Genomic DNA, 23,819 nt, shown 5'->3' on the forward strand with positions numbered 1-23,819 from the left:
GCCCTGCGCCGGCGCCGGGGCGGAAGGGCCGCGCGCGGTGCGTGACGGCCGGGTTCCGGGTGTTTTCCCGCCCGGGTGTTTCCCCCGCGTCCCCGTGGATACCCGGGGGCCGAAGCCCCGCCCTCCAGGAGGACACCCCCGATGACGGAATACGGCTACTTCCTGTCCACCGAGGAACACGGCCCCGCCGACCTGGTGGACCAGGCGCGCATGGCCGAGCAGGCCGGCTTCACCTCCCTGTGGATATCCGACCACTTCCACCCCTGGAACGCGGAGCAGGGCCAGAGCCCCTTCGTCTGGTCGGTGATCGGCGCGCTCTCGCAGGCGACCTCGCTGCCCGTCCGGACCGCCGTCACCTGCCCGCTCATCCGCATGCACCCGGCCGTCGTCGCCCAGGCGGCCGCCACCGCCGCCGTCCAGCTCGACGGGCGCTTCCGGCTCGGCGTGGGCAGCGGGGAGGCGCTCAACGAGCACATCCTCGGCGGCGCCTGGCCGCAGGCGGCCGTGCGGCTGGAGATGCTGCAGGAGGCCGTCCAGGTGATGCGGATGCTCTTCGAGGGGGGCGAGGTCAGCCACCACGGCAAGCACTACACCGTCGAGAACGCCCGGCTGTACACGGTCCCGGACGAGCCCGTGCCCATCGACGTCTCGGCGTTCGGCCCGACCGCGACCGAGCTGGCCGGGCGCATCGGCGACGGCTTCCTGACGATGGCCCCCGACGCCGAGGCGGTCGACCGCTTCCGGCGCAGCGGGGGCGGCGCCAAGCCCGCGCACGGCGGGCTGAAGGTGTGCTGGGGCACCGACCGCGACGAGGCCGTCCGCACCGCGCACCGGCTGTGGGCCACCGAGCAGCTCCCCGGCGAGCTGGCGCAGATCCTCCCGACCCCCCGTCATTTCGAACAGGCGAGCGAGCTCGTTCCGGAGGAGCGCGTCGCCTCCGCGGTGACCTGCGGGGACGACCTGGACGACCACCTGGCCGCGATCGGCGCCTACGCCGACGCCGGGTTCGACACCGTCTACATCAACCAGATCGGCCCCGACCAGCGCGGCTTCTTCGACTTCTACCGCAGCAAGGTGCTGCCGCAGCTGCCGGACTGAGAACCCCGCCCCGGACCCCACGGGAGGAGAGCCATGACCATGCGGATCGCGTTCCTCGCGGCACCCGAGGGTGTCGAGCAGATCGAGCTGACGGACCCCTGGCAGGCCGTCATGGACGCCGCCGGAGCCCCGCGGCTGGTGTCCACGAAGACCGGCCGCGTCCAGGCCTACCACCACCTCGACAAGGCCGACGCGTTCGCCGTCGACGAGGACGTGGACACGGCCCGCGCCGGCGACTTCGACGGCCTGGTCCTGCCGGGCGGCGTCGCCAACCCCGACTTCCTGCGGATGGACGACCGGGCCGTCGCCTTCGTGAAGGCCTTCTTCGACGCCGGCAAGCCCGTCGCCGCCATCTGCCACGCCCCCTGGACCCTCGTCGAGGCGGACGTCGTGCGCGGCCGCACCCTCACGTCCTGGCCCAGCCTGCGCACCGACATCCGCAACGCGGGCGGCACCTGGGTCGACGAGGAGGTCAAGGTCTGCACCGCGGGCCCCAACACGCTGATCACCAGCCGGAAACCGGCCGACCTGAAGGCGTTCTGCGCCACCGCCCTCGCCGAGTTCCGCAAGGCCGCGGGCGCCTGATGCCCGGTCCGGGGCCGGAGGGCTACGACGCGGCGCCCTTCGTGCCGGAGAAGGCGGACCTGCGCCGCCTGCGGGAGGCCGCGGCCGGCTGCCGGGGCTGCCCGCTCTACCGCGACGCCACGCAGACCGTCTTCGGCACCGGTGAGCCCTCCGCCCGCGTGGTGCTCGTCGGCGAACAGCCCGGCGACCAGGAGGACCGCCGGGGCGAGCCGTTCGTCGGCCCCGCCGGAGGCGTCCTGAAGCGGGCGCTCGCGGAGGCCGGCATCGACCCCGCCGAGGCCTACGTCACCAACGCCGTCAAACACTTCAAGTTCGAGCGGCAGGAGCGCGGCAAGCGCCGCATCCACAAGGCCCCCGGCCTGCGCGAGATCAGCGCCTGCAAGCCCTGGCTCGCCTCCGAACTGCGGCTGATCGACCCGGAGGTGGTCGTCGCCCTCGGCGCCACGGCCGGCAAGTCCCTGCTCGGCCCGTCGTTCCGCGTCACGCAGCAGCGCGGCGTCCCGCTGCCGCTGCCCGTGCCGGACGGCGCCGGCGAAGGCGGGCAGGAGGGCGAGGGGGCGGGCGCGCTCGTGGCCACCATCCACCCGTCCGCGGTGCTGCGCGCGGACGCCGCGGCCCGTGCCGAGGCCTACGCGGGCCTGGTGTCCGACCTCGGCGTGGCGGCCCGGCTGCTGCGCGGGTGACGCGGGTGAGCACACGCGTTTTCCTGCGCGGGAGCGGACTCGCGCGACATGCTGAGTGCATGTCCGATCACAGCGAGCGAGTGCCGGGGTACCGGCAGATCAGGATGGCCGCGCCCGACGCCCCGGTCGCCGCCCTGGCGGACGAGGAGGCGTGGCGGGCCCGGGACGCGTACCCCGGCATCCTCGGCGGCGGCGGGCCCGTCTTCGGCGTGGCGCGCGAGCGGGAGGAAGGGGGCTGGGAGGTGCTCACCCGCTTCGCCGACCCCGCCCCGCAGGACGCCCGCGACACGATGGCGGCCCTCTTCCGCCTGGCCGCCCGCGACGCGGAGGCCTCCGGTGACGAGGGCGCCCGCGACGAGTTCCTGGCCGCCGCCGGACGGCTGGACTGGGAGGCCGTCGACGAGATGACCGTCCAGGGCGTGCGCCACCGCGTCGTGCGCGCGGAGCAGTTCATCCGGACGGGCCCCGACGGGCCCGAGCCGCCGCGCCCCTCCGACCCCGACCCGGCCCCGGCCGGCCGCTCCCACGAGGTGCCCGACCCCGTCCGGGGCATGGTCATCGACACCCTCACGGCCACCGGCATGTCCGAGGGCATCCTCAAGGTCGAGCTGCTGTCCCTCGTCCGCGGCCCGGGCGGCACGCCCGCCGACGTGCGGGCCGAATCCCTGCGGGCCGCCTCCACCCACCCGGGCGGCGTGCTGCTCCCCGTCAGCTACATGATCGCGGAGCGGTCCGGCGACGACGAGTGGGAGCCCGTGACCGGCGGCTGCCACACCCCTCAGGGCGCGCGCGACGCCCTCGCGCTGGACCTGCGGGTGATGGCGCCGGTGCTGCGCGGGCTGGACGAGGCCGGGCGCGAGGAGTACGCCCGGGCGGCGGACCGGCTCGACGAGGAGCGCGGCCCCGAGGCGGAGGTGGCCGGGCGGGGCTTCCGGGTGGTGCGCATCGAGCGCCTCGTGCGCGTCGGACCGGACGGCCCGGAGGGCCCGCGCCCCTCCGACCACGACCCGCAGCCGCCCGTCATGGTGCACGACCAGCAGCTGCGCGAGCAGGGCCTGGTTTCCGACGACGAGGACGATGAGGACGGCGAGGACGCGGAAACCTGCCCGGAGGTACGGGAGATGATGGCGCTCGCCGAGAAGGAGCGCGAGCGCAGACGGCGCGTCGAGGAAGCGGGATAGTGCAGGATACGGCGGGGCCCGGCAGCGCGGGGCCCGGCCTTTCGTGCCTAAACTGGTGACGTGCAGAGGGGGGTTGGCAGAGGATGAGTGAAGAGAGGGGCGGTCCGGACCGGCGCCGCCTCACGGTGGCGCAGAAGCTCGACCACCTGCTCAAGATGCGTGCCGGGCCCAGCGAGAACGGCAAGCCGTCCTACAAGAAGCTGGCCGCGGAGATCGCCGCGCAGTCGGGCGAGACCTTCTCCAGCGTGTACCTGTGGCAGCTGCACCGCGGCGAGCGCACGAACCCGACGCTGCGCCACCTGCGCGCGATGGCCACCTACTTCGACGTGCCCGTCTCCTACTTCACCGAGGACGAGGTGGCCCGGCGCATGATCGACGAGGAGGTCCTGGCCGGCCGCGAGCTGGACCAGGCCATGGCGGAGGCGGGGGTGAGCGCGGTCTACCTGCGCGGTGACCTCGCGGCGCTCTCCCCGGAGGGGAAGCGGATGGCCGCCGACATGATCCGCCAGCTCCGCGAGCTGGAGCAGGGCACGCGGCGCCCCTAGCGCGCGCCGGGCCGCGGCCCGCCCTCCCGCGCACGGCCCCGCCCCGGCCCTCCGGCCGGGGCCCTGCGGGCCGGAATCCCACGAGCCACGGACGCCGCACGGCAGGCGGCGTCCGTGGCTCAGCCATGCCGGTTGAAATGCCCCAACTCTCAAGTTAGGGTCACCTCTTGTGTCGCCATAAGCTACGGTGAACCAACTATTGGTCAGCCTGTTCATACGAGTTAACGTCTTCGACTTCACGGTCCGGCCTCCTGAGACACATCACTACCCACGGCAACACGGCAGCAAAGGCCGGGCCGGTAAACGGGGGACCCGGGGGAGTGGCATGCAGCTCCGGGACGGCCCCGCCGCCTTACGGGGAGGGCACGCGCGTGCACGACATCCTGAAAGCCGCCGGCGCCGGCCGCGGCCAGAGCATCCTCATCGAAGGCACGGCCGGCATGGGGCGCACCATGCTCCTGCGCCGCGCCATGGACCAGGCCGGCGAACACGGCCTCCACCTGCTGTCGGCGCGGGCCCGCGCCTCCGAGCAGGACGTGGAGTACAGCGTCGCGCAGCAGCTCATGGCGGGCGCCCGGACCCTCCTGGCCGGCACCGCCCCGGAAGCGGACGGCCCGGGCGCCTGGGAGGCCCACCTCAGCTGCCCGGCCCCCTACGCCGCGCACCCCGCGCCCGGCTCCGCGGCGGTCCACCCGCTCGCCCGGCTGCTGTCCAGCGGCACCCCGCTGATGCTGGCCGTCGACGACCTGCAGTGGGCCGACACCGCGTCCCTGCGCTGCCTCGGGTACCTGATGGCCCGTCTGGAGAACACCCCGGTCGCGGTCGTCGCCACCGTCGCCCTCGGCGAGACCCCCGCCGACCCCGTCCTGGCCGAGGTGCTCTCCTCGTTCCGCCACCGCACGCTGTTACGGGGACTCTCCGCCGAGGACACCGCCCGCATCGCCGCCGAGGCCTTCGCCGCCCCCGACCTCGCCCCCGACTCCGCCGAGGCCGCCCCCGACCCCCGCTTCGTGGAAGCGTGCCGCACCGCCACCGGCGGCAGCCCGTACCTCCTCGAAGCCCTCTTCCGCCAGATGCGCCTGCACGGCCTGCGCCCCGACGCCGAGGCCGCGGACCGCATCGGCGACCTCGCCCCGGTGGAGGTCGCCGACACCCTCCTGCCGCGCTACGACCGGGCCTACCCCGGCGCCGAGGCGGTGCTCCAGGCCGTCGCCGTCCTGGAGGGCTCCGCCACCACCGCCGTGATCGCCCGGCTGCTCGGCCTGGACGCGCTCGGCGCGGCCGACGTCGTCGACGCCCTCGTCCGGGCCGGCGCCCTCACCGGGCAGGACGGTGTCGTCCGCTTCGCCCGGCCCGTCCTGCGCACCGCCGTCCTGGCCCGCGTCCCGCCCAGCCGCCGCGACGCCCTGCACGCCCGCGCCGCCCAGCTGCTCCACGAGTCCGGCGCCCCCGCCGAGCGCGTCGCCGCCCAGCTCCTGCGCGTGCGCAGCACCCTCGGCCTGCACTGGACCTGCACCGTGCTGGACACGGCGGCCGGCGAGGTCATGCAGCGCGGCGACACCGACCAGGCCCGCGCCTACCTCCACCGCGGCCTGGAGGAGTGCGAGGGAGCGTGCCGGGGCAAACTCCTGCGCGCCCTCGGCCGGATCGAGCTCGCCGCCGACCCCGCCGCCGCGGTGGAACACCTGCGGCGCGCCCTCGCCCTCGAACCCGACGCCGCCGGCCGCGCCGACATCCGGCTGTGCACCGCCCACGCCCTGCAGCTCCTGGGCCGCCCCGAGGAGGCCGAGCGCGTCCTGCTGGAGGGCGTGGCCGAGGCCCGCGGCGCCGAGGAGGACGCGGCGAGCGTCCTGCGGGCCGAGCGCTGCCTGCTGCGCGAGCTGAACGCCGTCAACACAGTCGTCGACGCGGTGGTCGAGGCGGACTGCGCCGGGGCCGCCGAACCGCTCCCGCCGGCGGCGACGGCGACCCCCGGCGAGCGCCACACCAGGCTCAGCCTCGCGGCCCTGCGCTCCTCGCGCCGCGGCGAGGAGCGCGACCGGGCCGTCCACCAGGCTCGGCAGGCGCTGCAGGAGGAGCACGTCAGCCTCGACTGGCGCATCGCGACCCGCACGGTGCCCCTGCAGGTGCTCGCCCGCGCCGACGAGCTGGACCTCGCCCTGTCCGAGTGCCGCGCGCTGCTGGACCGCGCGCGGGCCGAGGGGTCGCGGACGCTGCTCACCATCGCCCACAGCATGCGTGCCGAAGTGCGCTACCGCTCCGGGGACGTGGCCGGCTGTCTGGAGGACGCGCGGGCGGCCCTGGAGCCGGCCGGGGCCTCTCCCTCCGGGCACTGGAGCCGCACGGGCCAGGCGATGGCGGCGGTCGTCGCCGCGCTGCTGGAGACCGGCGAGCTGCGGGAGGCCAACCGGGCGCTGAGCGACTTCGGCCTGGACGCCGACGTGCCGGAGGGCGCCGGGTTCGCGGCCCTGCTCTTTCACCGCGGCCGGCTCCGCGTGGCCTGCGGCCATCCGCAGGCCGGCCTGGCCGACCTGCTGGAGAGCGGCCGCCGGCTCGCCGCCGCCGGGCAGCTCAACCCGTCCGTGCTGTCGTGGCGTTCGGAGGCGGCCCTCGTCCACGCGGCGCTCGGCGAGCGCGACGCCGCGCTCGCCCTCGTCGACGAGGAGCTGGACCGGGCGCGCCGCTGGGGCGGCCGCCGGGCGACCGGCCGGGCCCTGCGGGCGGCCGGGCTGCTGGCCAAGGGCCTGGGCGGCGAGGAGGCGCTGCGGGAGGCCGTCGAGGTGCTGGAGGAGTCCGCGGCCCGGCTGGACCTGGCCCGGGCGCTGACCGATCTCGGCATCCTGATGCGCAAGTCCAGCCGGCTCGGCGAGGCGCGCGAGCACCTGCGGCGCGCGCAGTCCCTGGCCGAGCAGTGCGGGGCGGCCGTGCTGGCCCAGACGGCCCGTCAGGAGCTGCTGGCGGCCGGGGCCCGGCCGCGGCGGCCGACCGAGGTGGGCATCGACGCCCTGACCCCGACCGAGCGCCGCGTCGCGCTGATGGCGGTGGCCAAGTTCACCAACCGGGAGATCGCGGCGAAGATGTTCGTCACCCAGCGCACGGTGGAGCTGCACCTCAGCCGCGTCTACCGCAAGCTGGCCGTGACGGGCCGCTCCGGCCTCGCCGAGTACTTCGCGAGGCCGGAGAGCGGCTCCGCGGGCTCCGACCGCCCGGAGTGCGCCGCGGAGCCCGCCGCCTGGTCGGGCGCCCGCGCCGGGTGACCGCCCGGCGCGGGCGCGCGGCGTCCCTCAGACGCCGCGGCCGGCGAAGTCGAGCCGTTCCTCGACGGCGATGCCGTACCAGTTCAGCTGCCGCACCTTGTCCGGGTTGCTGGTCAGCAGCCTGACCCGGGAGACGCCCAGGGCCCGGAGCATCTGGGCGGCCGCGTGGTAGTCGCGGGCGTCGTCGGCGAGGCGCAGGCCGTGGCCCGCGGCGCCGGCGCCGCGGCCGCGGTCCGCGGCGCTGTACGCGTCGAGCTTGTCGTAGAGGCTGATGTCCCTGCGGCCCTGGCCCTCCTGGCGCAGGTAGAGCAGGATGCCGCCCTCCTCGGCCACCCGCTGCAGCGACTCGTCCAGCTGCGGCCCGCAGTCGCACCGGCCCGAGCCGAGGACGTCGCCGGTCAGGCACTCGGAGTGGACCCGGACCAGCGGCACGGCGGGGTGGCGGGTGTAGGACACGGCGATGTGCTCCAGGCCGTCGGAGAGCCCGTCGAAGGTGATGACGTGCGCGGTCTGCCAGGAGCCGTCGGCCAGGTGGAGCGGGATCTCCACCCGGGACCGGACGCGGGCCCCGCCCCGGCGGCCGTCCGCCGGGGCCGGGGCCGGCGCCTCGCCGTTCAGCACATCGCCGTTCAGCACTTCGGGCACTGTTCCTCCCATGAGATGCTTGCGCGCCCGGCGCGTCACTCGCACCGGTCGCTCCAGCATCGCCGGGGAAGCCGCCGCGAACAGCACGGACCGGCCCGGTACAGCGACCGAAGCTTTTCCGCGTCGCGTACCGAACCGGGTCCGTGCCGGGGTGGAATCCGGCCGTCGATCAGGCCGTTCGCTCCGATTCCCGGAGCGCCGCCGAGGCGGCCGGCGCCTCCTCGGAGCCGCCGTCGCCCTCGCCGTCGCCGGTGCGCCTGCGGACGGCGGTCCGCAGGCCCGCGGCGATGCCGAGGAAGGCGCACGCGGCGGCGATGACGTAGATGATGCCCAGTCCGCGGCTGTCGGCCCAGTCGTGCGAGGAGCCGTACGCGGTGATGGCGGTGCCGAGGCCGGTCATCACGGCCACGGACAGCGTCTCGCACAGCTGGAGGCTCGAACTGGCCGAGCCTTCCTTGCCCTTGGGGGCCAGCGACAGCACGATCGTGGTGACGGCCGGGTAGACGAAGCCCATGCCGAGGCCCGCGACGGCCCAGCCGACGATGGCGAGCGGGACGCTCTTGAGGTCCGTGCCCACCGCCAGGGCGATCAGCGCGTCACCAGCCACGAGGAGGACGAAGCCGAGGACGACGCGGGCGTGCCGGCCCTTGCCGCCGCTGCGGGTGTCCAGCTTCGCCTGCAGCCAGGCTCCGCTGACCCAGGTGAGGGCGCCCGCAGACAGCGCGAGGCCGGAGCCGAGCGTGCTGAGGCCGAGGACGCGGGTCATGCTGAGCGGGAAGAAGGACTCGCCTCCGTAGTAGGCGGCGCTGACCAGACCGCGCACGATCATGCCGGCGGGCATGCCGCGGCGGACGGTGAGCGTGCCCGCCGGGAGGAGCTTGTTCAGCACGGGCAGCGTGATGGCGATGCCGACGACGACGAGCGGCACCAGCACGGCGATGTTGCGGTTCTCCAGGCCGGCGAGGAGCGCGCCGACGCCGAGGACCAGCAGCACCGTCATCGGCAGCCGGTTCTCGCCGGGCGTGCCGTCGCCGGTGGGCTTGAGCTTGCGCATCGCGGGCAGGGTGAGCAGGGCGGCGACGGGCACCAGCGGGACGAGGATCAGGAAGACCACCCGCCAGTTGGTGGCGCCGGCGATCGCGCCCGCGATGGCCGGGCCGAGCAGCGCGGGCAGGGTCCACGCCGAGGCGACCAGCGCGAGCATCCGGGCCCGCAGCGCGTCGGGGTAGGCGAGGCCGACGATCAGGTAGGCCAGGGCCAGCACGCCGCCGACGCCCAGGCCCTGGAGGATGCGGCCGGCGAGCAGGATCCACCAGTTGGAGGCGATCGCCGCGACCACGCAGCCGATGACGAAGACGACGAAGGCCTGCACGTACGGGCGGGTGGGGCCGCCCTTGTCGGCGCCCTGGCCGGCGGCGATGGTCCCGAAGAGGTTGGCGAGCATGAAGGCGGTGAACGCCCAGCCGAAGAGGTGGACTCCGCCGAGGTCCTCGGCGGCCTCGGGCAGGACCGTGGCGACGCCCAGCCACAGGAAGGCCACCAGCGTGACCGACGTGATCAGTCCTAATGACAGCGCGCGGTAGCGGGGGGAGAGGACGCCGCCCTCGGCAGGGTCTGCGGCGGGCGTCCCGGTGTTGTCGGTCATCGGACCTCCGAACCAGTCTACATAGGCAATTTCCTATTTAGGGGATCCACTATATAGGCGCTGTTTGATAGCCTGTCAACGTGAGAGAACCTGCGGAGGACAAGACGGACGTCGCCATGCTCCGGGCGCTCGGACACCCCGTGCGGCTGGGCATCATGCGGGCGCTGGCGGCCGAACCCGAGACGTGCGCCTGTGACTTCACCGAGCTCTTCGAGGTCACCCAGCCGACCATCAGCCAGCACCTGAAGGTGTTGCGCGAGGCCGGCCTCGTGGTCACCCGCCGCCGCGGCACCCAGATCTGTTACTCGGTCCGCCCCGAGGGGCTCGACCGGCTCCACGAACTCCTGACGGCGATTCAGCCTCCCCGGCTCGCCGCCGCCGGCTGACCGGCCGGCCCGGCCCCGGTGCCGCGAGGGCACCGGAGCCGGCCGGGCGCCCTCAGCGGACGGCCTCGAACAGGACGATGGGCGGATTGGCCGAGAACCCCTCCCAGTACGCGGCCCCGAAGCGCGTCAGCGCCACCTCCGGCACGTGCAGCGGCACCCACGACACATGGGTGAACCCCGCCGCCGCGAACGCCGCCCCGTACACCTCCGGGCGGATCAGGCAGGTCTCGAAGGAGATCGGCGGCTCCAGCGCCGCGGTGACCCGGATCCGGGTGCCGAACGCCGAGGTCTCCAGCGGCTCGAAGGAGAAGCCGTACGGGTCCGGCCGCGGCCCGTCGAAGGAGAAGCGCGGGTTCTGCGTCACGCCGATGAACCGCCCGCCCCGCGGCAGCCGGTCGAAGGCGCCGCGGCACATGGCCGTCAGCGTCTCCTCGTCCCGCGCGTAGTTGAGCAGGTAGGCGGCGGTCACCACGTCGAAGCGGCCGAGGTCCGGCAGGTCCGCCGCGTCCGCGGCCACGTACCGGGTGCCCAGCGGCGCCCGCTCCTCGGCCGCCCGCGCCGCCGCGACCATCTCCTCCGAGACGTCCGCCCCCACCACCCGGTCCGCGCCCAGCAGCTTGGCCTGCCGGGTGTAGAAGCCGTCGCCGCACGCCAGGTCGAGGACGTCCAGCCCGGTCACGTCGCCCAGCAGGGCGAGGAAGCTCGCGCGCTCCGGGTGGACCGTGGGCAGCGACCGCGCGTCCTCCCAGCGCGCTCCGATCACGTCGTACTGCGCCATGGTGCGCTCCTGGTTCATGGGGGGTCTCCTCCGGTGGGCGGGGCCCCGGCCGTGACCGGCTCGGGGACGGTGGTGGGGGCGGCCGGGCGAACGGCCGGGCCGGGAGCCCCGCCGGCCGGGCCGTCGTTCTTGTGGAGCGGGCCGCGGACGTCCCGCAGCGGCAGGCCCGTCCCGCCGTTCCGGACCGCGATCAGCTCGGCGGCGATCGACACGGCGGCCTCCTCGGGCGTGGACCCGCCGAGGTCCAGCCCGATCGGCGAGCGCAGCCGGGCCAGTTCCTCCTCCCCGGCGCCCGCCTCCCGCAGCCGCCGCAGCCGGTCCTCGTGCGTGCGCCGCGAACCCATCGCGCCGACGTAGGCCACCGGCAGCCGCAGCGCCTCCCGCAGCAGCGGGACGTCGAAGCGGGCCTCGTGCGTGAGGACGCAGATCACCGTGCGCGCGTCCCACGCCGTCCCCGCGAGATAGCGGTGCGGCCACTCCCGGACGACCTCGTCGGCCTCGGGGAAGCGCTCGGGGGTGGTGAACGCCGGGCGGGCGTCGCACACGGTCACGTGATAGCCGAGGAACCGGCCCGCGACGGCCAGGGCCCGGGCGAACTCCACCGCGCCGAAGACCAGCATCCGGGGCCGGTCGGGGAACGACTGCACGAACACTTCCGCGGCGGCGGTCCCGGCCCGGACCACGGCCCGGCCGGTGCGCCCCCGCTCCAGCATCTCCCGGGCCCGCGCCGCCGCGGCCCGGTCCAGCGCCGCCCCGCCCAGCGTGCCCGCGAACCCGCCGGGGCGGACGGCCAGCCAGGCGCCGAGGCCCGGCGCGCCGCCCACGCAGGTGACGTGGGCGAGCGGTCCGTCCGGGCCGCCGGCCCGCTCCAGGGCCGCCAGGAGCGGGCCCCAGCCCGGCTCCCGCTGCGGGACCACCTGACGGACCAGCACCTGCAGCGTGCCGCCGCACGTCAGCCCGGCGGCGAAGGCGTCCTCGTCCTCGACGCCGTACTCGGCGAGGCACGGACCGGCCCCCAGCGCGGCCGCGCGCGCCAGTTCGTAGACCTCCGCCTCCACGCAGCCGCCCGACACGCTGCCCACCACGCGGCCGCCGGGGGAGACCGCGAGCGCGGCGCCCGGCCGCCGGGGCGCGCTGCCGCGCACCCCGACCACGGTGGCCAGGCCGAACGGGGTGCCCGCCGCGTGCCATCGGCGCAGCACCGGAGCGATGCCCAGCACGGCTCACCGCCCCCCGGAGCCGGCCGGGCCGGTCAGCCCGGCCACGTCCTCGGGGCGCAGGGGGATGCGCGGCAGGTCGAGGCCGGTGGCGTCCCGGACGGCGGCCGCGACCGCGGCCGGGCTGGAGATGTTCGGCGGCTCGCCCACGCCGCGCACGCCGTAGGGGGCGTGCGGGTCAGCCAGTTCGAGGACGTCGACGTGCATCGGCGGCACGTCGTGGACGGTCGGGATCAGGTAGTCGGTGAAGGAGGGGTTCTGCATCAGGCCGCCCTCGACCCGTATCTCCTCCATCAGCGCGAGACCCAGGCCCTGCACGGTGCCGCCGTGGATCTGGCCCAGCAGGGCCTGCGGGTTGACGGCCTTTCCCACGTCCTGGGCGGTGGCGATCTCGACGGCCCGGACGAGGCCGAGCTCGACGTCCACGTCGACCACCGCCCGGTGCGCGGCGAAGGCGAACTGGAAGACCGAGTCGCCCTGCCCGGTGTGCGGGTCCAGAGGGAACGTGGGCCGGTGGTGCCACTCGACGGTCTCCTCGACGGCCTCGTCGCCCAGCACGTCGGCCAGCTTGCACAGCACCTGGCCGCCCGCGCCGGTGACCGCGCCGCCGGACAGGCCCGTGGCGGTGCCGGGCCGGCCCAGCAGCCGGTCCGCGCGCGCGAGGACGCGGGCCCGGACGGCTTCCGCGGCCGCCTTGACGGCGCCGCCGGTGACGTACGTCTGCCGGGAGGACGACGAGGGCCCGGCCGAGCCGAAGGAGCTGTCCCCGAACTCCACCGCCACCTGCTCGACGCCGAGTTCGGTCCGGGCGATCTGGGCCTGCACCGTCACCACGCCCTGGCCGACCTCGGCCGCCGCGCTGGTCACGACCGCCCGCGCCTGCCCGCCGTCGCACTCCAGCCGGACCCGGGCGGTGGAGTAGTCGTCGAAGCCCTCCACGAAGCCGACGTTCTTGAAGCCGACGGCGTAGCCCACGCCGCGCACGACGGACTCCCCGCGCGAGGCCGTACGGGCCAGGTGGGCGCCTTCGGGCGGCGCGGGGGCGGGCATCGGCCGGTCCCGCACCCGGCGCAGGAGTTCGGCGACCGGCGCCGGGTGGTCCAGGACCTGCCCGTTGGCCACCGCCGACCCCTCGGCCACCGCGTTGCGGACGCGCAGCTCCACCGGGTCCATGCCGAGCTCGCGGGCGAGGCGGTCCATCTGCGACTCGTAGCCGAAGCAGGCCTGCACGGCGCCGAAGCCGCGCATCGCCCCGCACGGCGGGTTGTTGGTGTAGACGACGCGCACGTCCACTTCCGCGTCGGGGACCTCGTACGGGCCGAGGGAGCACGTCGCGACGGTGCCGGCGACGGCGGGGGAGCTGGAGGAGTAGGCGCCGCCGTCCAGGACGATCGACGCCTTGACGTAGACGAGCCGGCCGTCGCGGGTGGCGCCGTGCTCGTAGGCCATCTTCGCGGGGTGGCGGTGCACGTGGCCGACGAACGACTCCTCGCGGGTGTAGCACATCTTCACCGGGCGGCCGGTGCGCAGGGCGAGCAGGCAGGCGTGCGCGTGCATCGACAGGTCCTCGCGCGCGCCGAACGCCCCGCCGACGCCCGCCAGGTGCAGCCGCACCTTCTCGCGCGGCAGGCCCAGGGCCGCCACGACCTGGTCGTGGTCCACGTGCAGCCACTGCGTGGCGACGTGCAGGGTCACCCCGCCGTCGGGATCGGGCACGGCCAGGCCCGACTCCGGCCCGAGGAAGGCCTGGTCCTGCATGCCGACCTCGTAGACGCCGCGCACGACGACGTCGGCGGTGAGCGGTTCGCCGCGCGCGGCGCGGCCGCGCCGCAGCGGGACGTGACGCAGGAGGTTGCCGTCCGCGTGCACGGCGGGGGAGTCCGGGGCGAGGGCCGCCTCGGCGTCGGTGACCGGCGGCAGCACCTCGTAGGCGACGCGCACCAGCTCCGCGGCGCGGCGGGCCGTCTCCGGGTCCTCGGCGGCCACGACGGCGACGGGCTCGCCCTCGTAGCGCACGGTGTCCACGGCGAGCACCGGCTGGTCGACGACCATCGCGCCGTGCAGGTTGCGGCCGGGCACGTCGCGGTGGGTCAGCACCGCGCGGACGCCCGGCAGGGCGAGCGCCTCCGCGGTGTCGACGGCGAGGATCCGGGCGCGGGGGTGGGGGCTGCGCAGCGTGGTGCCCCACAGCATGTCCCGCGCCTCCAGGTCGGAGGAGTAGGCGAAGGCGCCGCGGACCTTCAGCGGCCCGTCCGGGCGGGGCGCGCTGTCGCCCACCGCCCCGGGCGTGCGGCGCGAGCCGGAAGAGTGCGGGGTGTGCGGGGGGTACGGGGTCACGGGCGGGCCTCCAGGGCGCGCGTGCGGTCGGCGGCCATGCGGACGGCGTCGAGGATGTGCCGGTAGCCGGTGCAGCGGCACAGGTTGCCGGCGAGGGCGTCCTTGATCTCGGCCTCACCGGGGTCGGGGCAGCGGCGCAGCAGGTCCTCGGTGGCCTTGAGCATGCCGGGCGTGCAGAAGCCGCACTGCACGGCGCCGCAGGCGAGGAAGGCCTCCTGCACCGGGTGCGGCCCGTCCTCACCGGCCAGGCCCTCGACCGTCTCCACGCTCCGGCCGTGGGCCTGGGGCGCGGGCACCAGGCACGCGCACACCAGCACCCCGTCGAGGTGGACGGAGCAGGAGCCGCACTGGCCCTGCTCGCAGGCGTTCTTCGCGCCGGACAGGCCGAGGCGCAGCCGGAGGACGGACAGCAGGCTCTCGGTTCCGGCGACGCCGTCGATGTCGTACGGCTCGCCGTTCACCGTCAGCGTCAGGCGCATGCTGCCTCCTTCGCGGTCCGGTCCGCGCGGTAGTCGTCCCACACCCAGCCGAGGGCGCGGCGGGCCAGCACGGCCACCGCGTGCCGGCGGTAGGCGGACGAGCCGCGCACGTCGTCGGCGGGGGAGGCCGCCGCGGCGGCCAGTTCGCCGAAGCGGGTCAGGACGCTGTCGGGAAGCGGCCCCCGGGACCGCCACAGCCGCCGCTCGGCGAGCTCCCCGGCCACGAACCGCTCGGCCTCGCACGCCGGCAGGGGCCGGTCCGCGGCCGCGCCGATTCCGGTGCCCACCCGGCCCCGGGAGGGCCGCAGCGCCACCGCGAAGGAACAGGTCGCCACCACCAGGGCGCCGCGCCGGCCCGCCTTGGCGTAGCTCTGCGGGCCCTCCGCTTCGGGCACCAGCACGGCGCGGACCAGTTCGTCGGGCGCGCGGACCGTGCGGCCCGGGCCGGTGTAGAACTCCCGCACCGGCACCCGCCGGGTGCCGCGCGCGGACACCAGCTCCACCTCCGCGTCGCACGCCAGCAGCACGGGGTGGACGTCGCCGCCGGCCGAGGCGGTGCCGAGGGCGCCGCCCACGGTGCCGCGGTTGCGGATCTGGCGGGAGCCCACCGTGCGGGCGGCCACCGCGAGTCCGGGCAGCGGGCCGGCGAGTTCGCCGGCGATCCGGGTGTAGGGCACGGTCGCGCCGATCCGGACCCGGCCCGCCGAGCGCTCCCAGCGGGCCAGGCCGGGGATCCGGGTGAGGTCGACGGCGGCGGGCGGGCGCTCCCGGCCCCGGGCCAGCCGCACCATGACGTCGGTGCCGCCGGCCACGGGCACCGTGCCTTCGCGGGCGGCCATCGCGTGCAGCGCCTCGTCCAGGCGGTCGGGCAGGAGGAAGTCCATGGCGGCCGGCCGGCTCATGCGGCGCCGCCCTCGGTGCACTTGGCGCAGTGGAAGACCGTCCACGGCGGGTTGGCCCGGAAGTCGTCCCAGTACGCGGGCCCGAGCTCCAGTTCCCCGTCGACGGACAGCCGCACCGTCTCCCAGGAACAGTCGCAGAAGCCGGCGGCGGCGAAGGCCTCCTCGAAGGCCCGGCCGGAGGGCAGGTAGGCGGAGAAGCTGATCCGGGGGTCGGTGTGCGCGGTGACGCGGATCCGGCCGTCGTGCGCCGGGTCCGGCTCCCGCTCGAAGGAGAAGCCGTACCGCTCCGGCAGCGGCCGGTCGAAGTCGAAGTCCGGGTGGGCGACGAAGGCCCGCAGGGCGCCTCCCGCGCGCAGGTTGCGGGCGCAGGCCCGGGCCATGCGCTCCAGCGCCTCCGGCGAGTCGGCGTAGTTGAAGAGGTACGCGGCGAGCAGCACGTCGAACTCGCCGAGCCGCGGTAACGCGGACGCGTCGCCCACGGCGTACTCGACGCCGAGGTGCGTGCGCTCCTCCGCCGCCCGGCAGGCCTCGATCATCTTCGGGGAGATGTCGACGCCGAGCACGCGGGCCGCCCCCAGGCGGCGGGCGTGGCGGGTGTAGACCCCCGTGCCGCAGGCGAGGTCGAGGACGTTCTTGCCCCGGACGTCCGCCAGCAGGGCCAGCACGCTGGGCCGTTCCACGTACCACGTGAGCGGCAGCGTCTTGGACAGCTCGTAGTCCTCGCCGATCCGGTCGTACTGCAGGTCGTCGTGGGACGGGCGCGGTGCGCTGCCGTTCGCCGCGTCGGTCATGGGGCGCCTCACCTTCTTCCGGAGCGTCTTCCGGAGCTGATGACTCCAGATTCCGCCGCCCACCCGGGCCCGCAGATCACGGAGCGGCCCGTAGCCTTCCCCGGAGCAATTGGGTGCCGGTACCGAGACGACAGCGGGCCGCCGCCGGGGGCGTGCCGCCGCCCGCCGGCGGCGGCACGCGTCAGGCGCAGGACTCGGCGGCCTCGTGCTCCGGCAGGTGACACGCCGCGGGCGACAGCCGCTCGTCGTCCGCCGCCAGGCTCAGCGCCCGGCGGTCGGAGATCGACAGCTTGCGGTACACGCGGCTCAGGTGCATCTCCACGGTGCGCCGGGTCACGTAAAGCCGCCCGGCGATCTCCCGGTTGGTGAGCCCCTCCGCGGCGAGCAGCGCGGTGCGGCGCTCGGCCGGGGTGAGGGAGGCGGGGCCGATCTCGGTGTCGCGGCGCGGGCGGGCCCCGGCCTCGATCATGTCCTGGCGCAGCTCCTGGACGAGGACGTGCGCCGCGCACTTCTCGGCCAGCGCGGCGGCGGCCCGCAGGTGCTCCCGGGCCTGCCGCGTCCTGCGGGTCCGCATGAGCTCGCGGCCCAGGTCGCGCAGTACCCTCGCTTCGTCGAGCGCGGCGCCCGCCTCCCGCAGCAGCCGGGCGGACTCGGCGAGGACCGCCGCCCGCTCCTCGCCGGGCCCGAGCAGGCCCGCGGCGCGCAGGGCGACGCCGACGGCGTGGGGCGCGCCGAAGTCCCGCGCGAGGGCCAGTTCCTCCCGGACGAGCCGCCGCGCCGCGTCCTCGTCGCCCAGCCGGGCGTGTGCCAGGGCCGCCTCGGAACGCCACGGCCACAGCGCCGGGTTGGTCCAGCCCCGGTGCAGCAGCAGCCGCCCGCACTCCTCCAGGTCGGCGAGCCCCGGCCCGACCCGCCCCAGCGCGACCTGCAGCCGGCCGCGGTGGAACAGCAGCCCGGGCAGCGTGACGGCCGGAACCGCGTTCTCCAGCCCGGCCTCCAAGAGGATCCGCTGCGCCTGGTCGAGGTCACCGGACTCGTACAGGGCGCTGCCCAGCCAGCCGCGGGCCGCGGCCGAGCCGAGCCACTCGCGCCCGGCCGGCTCCGGGCCCCGCTCCAGCGCGCCGTGCGCGGCCTCCAGGCACTCCGTCAGGCGGCCCGTGCGGAAGGCGCATTCGGCGAGCACGGCCCGGGCGAGCGCCGCCACGGTGCGCGAGCCTTCCTCGGTCGCCGCGGTGAGCAGGGCCGCGCCGTGCTCCAGGGCCTCCTCGGCGGCGCCCGAGCGGGCCAGGACGAGGACGAGGCCGAGCCGCATCAGGGCGTGGTCGTTGACGGTGGTGACCGGTTCGCCGAGCGCGAGGCGGGCCTGCTGGACCGCCTCGGCCCGCTGCGTGCCGCTCCACTGCGCGCCCATGGCCTGCGCCGCGGCCTCGGCGCGCCGCACCCACGGGCACCGGGCGACCTCGCTCAGCTGTGCGGGGAAGCCCGAAGCCGGTGCGCACACCGGCTTCGGCCGGGCACCTTTGCCTTCGAGGAGCTGCAGCAGGCCGCGTACGGCGCGGAAGCCGGCCCGCAGCTCCTTCGGGGCGCCGGAGCGCTCCAGCTCGCCGGACTCCTCCTCGACGATCCGCAGGGCCTCGGGGACGTCGCCGGTCATGGCGGCGGCCTGCGCCAGGTCCAGCAGGGCCATGGCGCGGTGCTCGGTGCCGCCCTGGATGAGCCCGACGGTGCGGCGCAGCCGGGCGACCGCGGGCTCGGGGCCGTCGGCCAGCTCGATGTGGCCGAGCCGGCGCAGCAGCCCGGGCTCCTCCTCCGGCCCGCACTCGGCGAGGCCGCGCTCCAGGCAGACGCGGGCCTGCGCGAGGGCGCCGCCGGCGAGCGCCGCGTCGGCCGCGTCCACGAGCAGCCGCAGCGCCCAGCGCTCGCCCAGGGGAGCGGAGGGGAGCAGGTGCGCGGTGATGCGCTCGCGGGGGGCGCTGCCCGCGTAGAGGGCCCTGGCGGCCTCCGCGTGCAGCCGGGCCCGCTCGCTGGGCGGCATCCGGGCCCGGAAGGAGGCCATGACGAGGGGCTGGGCGAAGCCGATGCCTTCCTGGCTCTCCGTCAGGATGCCCCAGTGCACGAGCCGGTGGAGCAGGTCGGCGGCCTCGCCGGCGCCGATGCCGGCGAGGCGGGCGACGAGCGGGGCGCTCGCCCCGGGCGCGACGATCGACACGGCGTCGAGCACCGCGCCGACCCTGGAGGAGCCGTCGTCGAGCCGGGTCAGGAGGGTCTCGGCGACCTCCACCGGGCCCAGTCCGGCCACCCGGTGCGCGGAGACGACGCCCGGCGCGAGGCCCGTGCGCCGCAGCTCGCGCAGCAGCGCCTGGAGCAGCAGCGGGTTGCCGCCGGTGGCCGTGCGGCAGGCCCGTACGAGGCCGGGATCGGCGTGCTCGCCCGTGAAGGCGGACAGCAGATAGGCGACGCTGTCGCCGTTGAGGCCCTGCAGCACCGCGCGGCGGTGGAAGAACGAGGCGACCCCGGCGGGGGACTCGGCGCTCTGCGGCCCGCCGCCCCCGCCCGCCGGCCCGGGGCGGTCCACGCCGAGGGTGGCGAGCAGGAAGACCGGCAGGCCTTCCAGACGGGCCGTCAGATAGCCCAGCCAGCGCAGCGACGGGGCGTCCGTCCACTGCAGGTCGTCGATCGCGACGAGCAGGGGGGCGCCGGCCGTGGCGGCCGTGATCAGCCGGTGCATGCCGGCGGCCTCCGCGTCCCCGTCGGCTCCGCCGTCCGCGTTCCCGGGCGCCCGGTCCGTGCCGAGCAGGCACGTCAGCTGGTCGCGCATCTGGTGCAGGACGCCGTGGGCCCGGCTCCGCTCGCCGGGTCTGGCGCGTGCGGAGACCGTCCCGAAGCCCCTGCTCCGGGCGGTCCGCAGCGCGGCCCGCACCAGGTGCGACTTGCCGGTGCCGATGCCCCCCTCCAGCAGCAGGCTGGCCCCCATGCCGGCCTCCGCTGCGGACAGGCCCCCGTCCAGGGCCGTCATTTCGCTGTCGCGGCTCAGCAACAGTCTCTCCCTCCCCTCGTACCTGCCGGGCCGTCACGGCGCCCGGCCCCCCGCCGCCCCCCGTACGCCGGAACCCGTGCGTCAGAAACCGTCGAAGACCATGTGCCGGTGGCGTTCGCGCCAGGCGCCGGTGGCCACCCCCTTGAGGACGACCTCGACCACGTCCTCCGCGAGCGCCGCGGTCACCGGCAGGTGGCCGAAGAGCACCCGGTAGTACGTGCTCGACGCCAGCATGTCCAGCAGCAGGTCGATGTCCGCGTCGGGGCGGATGTCCCCCCGCCGGATCCCGCGCCGCAGCGCCTCGGCCGTCGAGGCCCGGCGCGGGTGGAAGAAGCGCTCCAGGAAGAGGGCGTCCAGCTCCGGCTGGTCGGCGAGGTCGGCCACCAGGGCGGGCAGCACGCGCCGCCCGAGCGTGGTGCCGAAGGCTTGACTGAGGGTGCCGATCCCGGCGATCAGATCGCAGTGGGTGCAGCCGGTGTCCGGGGTCGGGGCGGTGCCCATCGTGGTGACCAGCGCGTCCACGACGAGGTGCTGGCGGGACTGCCAGCGCCGGCGCAGGGCGGGCTTGCTCGTGCCCGCGCGGGCGGCCACCGCCTCCAGCGTCAGGTTCCCGTAGCCCGACTCGTTGAGGAGCTCCATGACCGCGGCGGGCACGGCCGCGTCGATGCGGCTGTCCCGCGGCCTGCCTGTGCGCTGCTGGCCGGCCTCGCGCTCGTCGGCCACCGCGCCGTTCGGGGTGTTCACCATGCGGCCAGTATAGGTAGTCTGCTATTAATTACGTCCCGGAACGGAACGAAACTTGGGAGGCTGTTGTGTCGCAAGATGTGAACGAGATGACGGAAGGGGCGGGTGAGCCGCTCGCGTCACCTGTCGCGGAGGGGGGCACGCCATCCTCGGCCGGGGGGCCGGCCGGGGGATCGGAGAGCGTGTTCGGCGGGGCCTACCGCGCGCTGACACTCGGCGTCATCCTCTCCGTGAGCATGGTCGCCTTCGAGTCGCTGGGCGTGGCCACGGTCCTGCCCGACATCGCGAAGGACCTCGACGGTCTGGGCGCCTACGGCTGGGGCCTGTCCGCCCTGATGCTCGCCAACATCATCGGCACCGTGGTCGCCGGCCGCGCCGCCGACCGCAGCGGCCCCGTGCGCTCGATGGCCATCGGCATGCTGGTCTTCGCCATCGGCTGCGCCGTGGCGGGCGCGGCGCCCACGTGGCCGCTCTTCCTGCTCGGCCGGGCGCTCCAGGGTCTCGGCGTCGGCGCTGTCATGAGCATGGCCTACACGGTGATCGGCCTCGCCTACCCCGAGAACCTCAGGGCCCGCATGTTCGCCCTGCTCTCCTCCGCCTGGACCATCCCCTCGCTGATCGGCCCCGTGATCGCCGGCACCCTCGCCGACTTCACCAGCTGGCGCGGCGTCTTCCTGCTGATGCTCCCCCTGATCGCCATCGCCGCCCTCCTCACCCTCCCGGGCCTGCGCCGCCTGGAGCGCCCCGCCGGAACCGCCGGCAGCAGCGCCCCCGCGGGCCCCTGGTGGAAGAGCCCGCTCGCCGCCAGCATCCTGCTCACCGCCGGCACCGCCCTGCTCCTCCAGGCCCTGCTGCTCAAGAACATCGTGCTGCTCGTCGTGCTCGCCCTCGTCGGCATCGCCGTCGCCGTGCCGACCCTGCGCCAGGTGACCCCCGCCGGCACGCTCAGCCTGCGCGCCGGAGTCGGCGCCGGCATCGGCATCCGCTTCCTGCTCTGCGGCGTCTACTTCGGCAGCGAGGCCTTCCTCCCGCTCGGCCTGCAGGAACTGCGCGGCGTCAACGCCTCCCTCGCCGGCCTCGGCCTGTCCGCCGGCGCCATCACCTGGGTCGTCGGCTCCGCCTGGCAGGCCAAGCGCGACGGCAAGGGCAACGGCCGCACCGGCAGCGTCACCCTCGGCTTCACCATCCTCTTCGCCGGACTCGTCGTCATGGCCGCGGCCGTCCTCGTCGAGGCGATCCCCCCGCTCGTCGCCATCGCCGGCTGGGCCCTCGGCGGCATCGGCATGGGCATCGGCTTCAACGCCGCCACCACCGACACCCTCGAACAGGCCCCCGCCGAGCAGCAGGGTCTCGTCAGCGGCTCCCTGCAGCTCGCCCAGACCCTCGCGACCGGCCTGATCTCCGGCATCGGCGGCGCCGCCATCGCCATCGCCCACCAGCACGACTCGACCACCCGGGCCGGGCTCCTGTTCACCTTCGCCATCACCGCGGTCCTCGCACTGGCCGGCGTCCTCGTCTCCCGGCGACTGCGCCCCGCCCGGGCCGCCTGACGCCCGGGACCTCACGCACCTCAAGGAAGGAGACCGACCGTGGAGAACGTCCTCCTGCTGGGACTGAGCGCCCCCACCGAAGACGATCCGTACGGTGACCGGCTGCTTCGCGCCCTCTCGGCCCCCGGAGCCTCCGGCACCCGGCTCGTCGTCAGCACGGCGCCCTCCGTGCTGGCCCGCGCCGGCAGCGAGATCATCGCCCCGTCGCACCCCGTGGCCGACGCGCTCCGGCAGATGGCGTCGCTCGCCGACGGCATCGTCCTCACCACGCCCGAGACGGACGGCGCGCCGCCCGCCTCGCTGCGCACGCTCCTGAACTGGCTGACCTGGCCGACCGAGGGCTCGCCCCTCGCGGGCAAGCCCGTGGCCGTCCTCACCACCTGCGAGGACTCCATGGGCGAGCAGAAGCCGTACTCCGAGGTCGAGCGGATGCTGTTCACGGCCGGTGCCACCATCATCGGCCCGCGCACCATCGTGCCCCGCGTGCAGCGGGCCCTGCGCGAGGAGCCCGACGGGCAGGTCTCCTTCGGCGACCCGGGAGCGGCCGTGCGCCTGCTGTTCCACATCCACCGCACGGCCGCGGCCGCCCGGGAGAACGCGGGCCTGCCGCCCGCGGAGGACTTCCGGCCGTGGCTGCTGTGACGGCGGACGCGCAAGGGCCCCGGCGGTGAGGACCGCCGGGGCCACGGGGGAACCGGTCCGCTGCCGGACCGGCCTGCTCAGGCCGCCGTGCAGCGCAGCATCACCAGCGGCGGGTTCGCCAGGAAGTCCGCCCAGTACTCCGCGCCGAACGCGGCGAGGCCGTCCTCCGGCACCTGCAGCGGCACCCAGGTGATGCCGGCGAAGCCGGCCTGCCGCAGCGCGCCCTCGTAGACCTCGCGCCGCGGGTAGTTGGTCACGAACTCGATGGGCGACTCCAGGAGCGCCGTGATCCGCACCCGCGGGCCCACCTCGCCCTCGCCCACCGGCTCGTAGCGGAATCCGTACTTGTCCGTCGACGGCCCGTCGAAGCGGAAGTCCGGCGCCTGGGTCAGGACGAAGAACTCGCCGCCCGGTCGCAGGTTGCGGTGCACGCCCCGGCACATCCACTCCATCGTGGCCGCGTCGTCGGCGTAGTTGAGCAGGTACACCGCCGTCGCCACGTCGAAGCGCCGGTCGAAGACCGGCAGGCCGGCGCCGTCGGCGACCTGGTAGCGCACGCCCAGGGGGCTGCGCTCCTCGATGGCCCGGGCCGCGGCCACCATCCCGTCGGAGACGTCCACGCCGAGGACGTCCGCCGCCCCCAGCCGCTTCGCCTGCCGGGTGTAGAAGCCCGTGCCGCAGGCCAGGTCCAGCACCGAACGGCCGGTCAGGTCACCGAGCATGCGCACGAAGCTGCCGCTCTCGGGGTAACGCGCCATGGGCAGCGACTTGAAGCCCTCGTAGGCCTCGCCGATGTCGTCGTACTGCTGGACCGTCATATGACTTCCTTCGCGAGGGGGGTGTCTGAGGAGACGGCGGCGCCCACGGGCTCGCGGCGCAGCCGGCCGCCGGCCAGCGCCATGCGCCGGCCCTGGTGCCGGGCCGCCGCCAGCGCCTGCGCGGTGGGCAGGGCGCCCGCCGTCCGGGAGTGGGTCGTGCCGTACGGATTGCCGCCCGCCGCGAAGACCGCGGAGTCGGTGTAGCCGGGCGGCACCAGCACGGCGCCGCCGTGGTGGAGCACGTTGTTCAGGGCGAGCATCGCCGATTCGCTGCCCGCCTGCGGCCGCGGGGCGCAGGCGAACCCGCCGGCCGGCTTGCCCGCCAGCGGCCCCGGGCCGCTCTCGGGCTCCAGCGACTGCAGGAAGCCCAGCAGGGACGCGGCCAGGGCTCCCGAGCGGATGCGCGCCCCGAAGAGCAGCGAATCCGCCCAGTCCACGTCGTCCGGGGTGACGACGGCCGCCGGCGGGGCGCCGCCCGCGGGGCCGGGCAGGCCCGACT

General features: G+C 75.7%; 21 protein-coding genes. 9 read left to right on the plus strand and 12 right to left on the minus strand.

All coding sequences use genetic code 11. The features are described from left to right. Window positions 1–141: 141 nt before the first annotated feature. The 6 genes from B7P34_RS26280 (at window position 142) to B7P34_RS26305 (ending at window position 7,349) form a co-directional block, all read left to right on the plus strand. Window positions 142–1,098 carry a TIGR03557 family F420-dependent LLM class oxidoreductase gene (locus tag B7P34_RS26280; protein WP_106680468.1) on the plus strand — a complete coding sequence of 319 codons (957 nt, stop codon included), beginning with the start codon at window positions 142–144 and terminating at the stop codon, window positions 1,096–1,098. Window positions 1,099–1,131: 33 nt separating this feature from the next. Next, entirely contained in the window at window positions 1,132–1,683 is a 552-nt protein-coding gene (locus B7P34_RS26285) for a type 1 glutamine amidotransferase domain-containing protein (protein ID WP_223268252.1), read from the plus strand. After that, a complete protein-coding gene (locus B7P34_RS26290; RefSeq protein ID WP_106680470.1) occupies window positions 1,683–2,366 on the plus strand; it encodes a UdgX family uracil-DNA binding protein in 684 nt (227 codons plus the stop codon). The genes B7P34_RS26285 and B7P34_RS26290 overlap by 1 nt, the downstream gene beginning before the upstream one ends. A 59-nt stretch (window positions 2,367–2,425) precedes the next feature. Continuing rightward, window positions 2,426–3,547 carry a DUF5954 family protein gene (locus B7P34_RS26295; protein ID WP_106680472.1) on the plus strand — a complete coding sequence of 374 codons (1,122 nt, stop codon included), beginning with the start codon at window positions 2,426–2,428 and terminating at the stop codon, window positions 3,545–3,547. Window positions 3,548–3,630: 83 nt separating this feature from the next. After that, window positions 3,631–4,092, plus strand: a complete 462-nt coding sequence (locus B7P34_RS26300) for an XRE family transcriptional regulator (RefSeq protein ID WP_146166927.1) — start codon at window positions 3,631–3,633, stop codon at window positions 4,090–4,092. A gap of 371 nt (window positions 4,093–4,463) precedes the next feature. Then, complete coding sequence (locus B7P34_RS26305; RefSeq protein ID WP_146166928.1) at window positions 4,464–7,349, plus strand: AAA family ATPase; 2,886 nt, start codon at window positions 4,464–4,466, stop codon at window positions 7,347–7,349. Window positions 7,350–7,376: 27 nt separating this feature from the next. On the opposite strand, the gene ribA is transcribed toward B7P34_RS26305, so the two are convergent. Both ribA and B7P34_RS26315 read right to left on the minus strand, forming a co-directional pair. Next, the gene (gene ribA / locus B7P34_RS26310) at window positions 7,377–7,994 is read right to left on the minus strand and encodes a GTP cyclohydrolase II RibA (RefSeq protein WP_223268253.1); all 618 of its coding nucleotides are present in this window, start codon (window positions 7,992–7,994) and stop codon (window positions 7,377–7,379) included. A 169-nt stretch (window positions 7,995–8,163) separates the two neighbouring features. After that, window positions 8,164–9,639, minus strand: a complete 1,476-nt coding sequence (locus B7P34_RS26315) for an MFS transporter (protein ID WP_106680478.1) — start codon at window positions 9,637–9,639, stop codon at window positions 8,164–8,166. An 80-nt stretch (window positions 9,640–9,719) separates the two neighbouring features. Here B7P34_RS26315 and B7P34_RS26320 point away from each other — a divergent pair, with 80 nt between their 5' ends. Next, window positions 9,720–10,025 (plus strand): ArsR/SmtB family transcription factor, encoded by a 306-nt coding sequence (locus tag B7P34_RS26320; protein WP_364895604.1) that lies wholly within the window; start codon window positions 9,720–9,722, stop codon window positions 10,023–10,025. Between the two features lie 52 nt (window positions 10,026–10,077). On the opposite strand, the gene B7P34_RS26325 is transcribed toward B7P34_RS26320, so the two are convergent. The 8 genes from B7P34_RS26325 to B7P34_RS26360 form a co-directional block, all read right to left on the minus strand. Continuing rightward, complete coding sequence (locus tag B7P34_RS26325) at window positions 10,078–10,821, minus strand: class I SAM-dependent methyltransferase (RefSeq protein ID WP_106680482.1); 744 nt, start codon at window positions 10,819–10,821, stop codon at window positions 10,078–10,080. Continuing rightward, the gene (locus B7P34_RS26330) at window positions 10,818–12,023 is read right to left on the minus strand and encodes an XdhC family protein (protein ID WP_106680484.1); all 1,206 of its coding nucleotides are present in this window, start codon (window positions 12,021–12,023) and stop codon (window positions 10,818–10,820) included. Before B7P34_RS26330 ends, B7P34_RS26325 begins: the two co-directional genes overlap by 4 nt. 3 nt (window positions 12,024–12,026) lie before the next feature. Beyond that, window positions 12,027–14,357 (minus strand): xanthine dehydrogenase subunit D, encoded by a 2,331-nt coding sequence (gene pucD, locus B7P34_RS26335; protein ID WP_106680486.1) that lies wholly within the window; start codon window positions 14,355–14,357, stop codon window positions 12,027–12,029. Continuing rightward, a complete protein-coding gene (locus B7P34_RS26340; protein WP_106680488.1) occupies window positions 14,354–14,836 on the minus strand; it encodes a (2Fe-2S)-binding protein in 483 nt (160 codons plus the stop codon). Before B7P34_RS26340 ends, pucD begins: the two co-directional genes overlap by 4 nt. Continuing rightward, window positions 14,827–15,720, minus strand: a complete 894-nt coding sequence (locus tag B7P34_RS26345; protein ID WP_106680490.1) for an FAD binding domain-containing protein — start codon at window positions 15,718–15,720, stop codon at window positions 14,827–14,829. Before B7P34_RS26345 ends, B7P34_RS26340 begins: the two co-directional genes overlap by 10 nt. A gap of 14 nt (window positions 15,721–15,734) precedes the next feature. Further along, a complete protein-coding gene (locus B7P34_RS26350; RefSeq protein WP_106680491.1) occupies window positions 15,735–16,529 on the minus strand; it encodes a class I SAM-dependent methyltransferase in 795 nt (264 codons plus the stop codon). Between the two features lie 181 nt (window positions 16,530–16,710). Further along, window positions 16,711–19,566 (minus strand): AAA family ATPase, encoded by a 2,856-nt coding sequence (locus B7P34_RS26355; RefSeq protein WP_146166929.1) that lies wholly within the window; start codon window positions 19,564–19,566, stop codon window positions 16,711–16,713. Between the two features lie 81 nt (window positions 19,567–19,647). Beyond that, complete coding sequence (locus tag B7P34_RS26360; protein WP_106680495.1) at window positions 19,648–20,313, minus strand: TetR/AcrR family transcriptional regulator; 666 nt, start codon at window positions 20,311–20,313, stop codon at window positions 19,648–19,650. A gap of 179 nt (window positions 20,314–20,492) precedes the next feature. On the opposite strand from B7P34_RS26360, the gene B7P34_RS26365 reads away from it, so the two are divergent. Together B7P34_RS26365 and B7P34_RS26370 are read left to right on the plus strand one after the other, a co-directional pair. Continuing rightward, on the plus strand, window positions 20,493–21,860 hold the full coding sequence (locus tag B7P34_RS26365) for an MFS transporter (RefSeq protein ID WP_223268254.1): 1,368 nt from the start codon (window positions 20,493–20,495) through the stop codon (window positions 21,858–21,860). A 39-nt stretch (window positions 21,861–21,899) separates the two neighbouring features. Then, window positions 21,900–22,502, plus strand: a complete 603-nt coding sequence (locus B7P34_RS26370; RefSeq protein ID WP_106680496.1) for an NAD(P)H-dependent oxidoreductase — start codon at window positions 21,900–21,902, stop codon at window positions 22,500–22,502. A 77-nt stretch (window positions 22,503–22,579) separates the two neighbouring features. Here the strand turns inward: B7P34_RS26370 and B7P34_RS26375 are convergent, their stop codons facing one another. Then, window positions 22,580–23,320, minus strand: coding sequence for a class I SAM-dependent methyltransferase (locus tag B7P34_RS26375; protein WP_106680498.1), 741 nt, complete (start codon window positions 23,318–23,320; stop codon window positions 22,580–22,582). Next, window positions 23,317–23,819 (minus strand): flavodoxin family protein (locus B7P34_RS37670; RefSeq protein WP_435693982.1); only part of this gene is annotated, 503 nt, incomplete at its 5' end. The genes B7P34_RS37670 and B7P34_RS26375, both read right to left, overlap by 4 nt.

It is taken from the genome of Streptosporangium nondiastaticum (assembly GCF_003011965.1).
GTDB lineage: Bacteria > Actinomycetota > Actinomycetes > Streptomycetales > Streptomycetaceae > Streptomyces > Streptomyces nondiastaticus.